This window comes from Mesorhizobium sp. WSM4840 (assembly GCF_055811755.1).
In genome coordinates this window covers 1-1,568 of the sequence record NZ_JBVVQD010000092.1, presented here as the reverse complement: position 1 = coordinate 1,568, position 1,568 = coordinate 1, and the positions used below count along the sequence as shown (strand labels likewise).

Annotated in this window: 1 protein-coding gene; it reads right to left on the bottom strand. The window is 58.4% G+C overall.

Annotated elements, in window-relative coordinates; all coding sequences use genetic code 11:
• Nucleotides 1-333: 333 nt before the first annotated feature.
• A complete protein-coding gene (locus AC0L3I_RS36795; protein WP_473530213.1) occupies nucleotides 334-1,491 on the bottom strand; it encodes an IS110 family RNA-guided transposase in 1,158 nt (385 codons plus the stop codon).
• Nucleotides 1,492-1,568 lie beyond the last annotated feature (77 nt).

Below are 1,568 nucleotides of genomic sequence, written 5' to 3'. Positions count from 1 at the left end.
ACTTTCGTACGCCTGCCGGCGCCCGAAACTCTTATATGGGGATGGTCAACTACAAACGGGCATCACGTCGACATTGTCATGTACTCCAGGGCAACCCGTAGATCCATTCGATGAGTCCGTTTGCGTGACGCGGTTCGCGAACGAACCCAGTCCACCTTATATTCGGTCAGGGCGCATGCACCTGTTCCATGATCCCGCTTGCGGCGGATTCGGACCCAAGAGACGAAACCATTCTTCAGCGGCGGCTGTTTGAGGCCATGAGTTTCGTCGGTTCGTCTACCGAGGATCTGCCAGGCCTGATCGGTCCTGGAGATTGTTATGATCGATTGGCGTCTACGCTGATGGTTTCGTCAGGAGAGCTCCTTCTATAACGACTCCGGCGTTCACGTATTTCCACAGCGCAACAAACAGTTTCCGAGCGAGGGCGATGATCGCCGTCTTCTTGTACCGGCCACCATTCTGGATGACTCGCGCCATGAACCACTGGCTGAGTGCGGAATTGGGTTGATGGCGCACCCAGAGCCACGCAACCTGGACAAGCGTCGACCGGAGCCTGGGATTGCCGGACTTGGAGACTCCCTGCTCGCAATTAATCTGCCCACTTTGCCAGGGCGTTGGCACCAAACCAGCGTAGGCGGCAACCTGTCGTCGATTGTCAAACTTGCGCGATAATCCCTCAGACCACAGGACGGCCGCGAACTCAGGACCAATTCCCTTGAGGCTGAGCAGCAGGGCCGGTGTTGGCACATCTGCCGCGACGAGCATGGCGTCGCGTGCCTCTTCAACATCCTTGATCTGCTGGATCAGCAACTCGATACGGTCAAGTTCGCGGCTGATCTGCGCCTTGAGGGCTGGCGGCAGTGGACGCCCATCTCCGGTAATGAGCGCGTCGAGGCATCTGCGTCGATCGCCTTGCAACGGTTCGTATCCGGACACACCTTGGCTGAACAAAAGACCCTTGATCCTGTTGACGTGCCTGATCCGCTCGTTCGTCAGCGCCTTCCGCTCCCGCACCAACCGGCGACGGTCTTCCTCCTCCGGCGTTGGCACTCGCAACATCGCGCAAACCCGAGGCTCGCCGCGGTTGTAGGCCAACAACGCTCGAACCAGTGCTTCCCCGTCAATCCTGTCGGTCTTGGCCCGCCGACGGCGACGCGATGTGGCAATGGATGCCGGGTCGACGACATAGCTCTCGATGCCTTCGCGTTCGAGGACCCGATGTATCCAGAATCCATCCAGACCGGCCTCCTGGATTGATATGACCCGGAAACTCTGTCCTGTCCGCACTTTCCCCTTTCGTTGCAGCTCTGCGAAGTGAGCGAGCAAACCCGCAATGTCGCCTCCCGACACGAGGTGTCTCGACATTCTCTCGCCCCCACCTGGCGAAAGCGAAGTCACGAGCCATTTTGAACGAGACAGTTCTAACGAGACAAATATTGCGGCAAGATCGACGCGGATAGCGGCCGGGGCTTTGGTGGTGTTGGCTTGCATGCTGACCTCCAGGTGATGTTTGGCAACTTCACTCTGGCAGAGCGCTGGTCGCCTTTCATCCCCATAGGATCTTCACG

Excerpts from the sequence above, each read along its gene's own strand:
- AC0L3I_RS36795 (WP_473530213.1), bottom strand. The coding sequence starts at position 1,491 with ATGCAAGCCAACACCACCAAAGCCCCGGCCGCTATCCGCGTCGATCTT.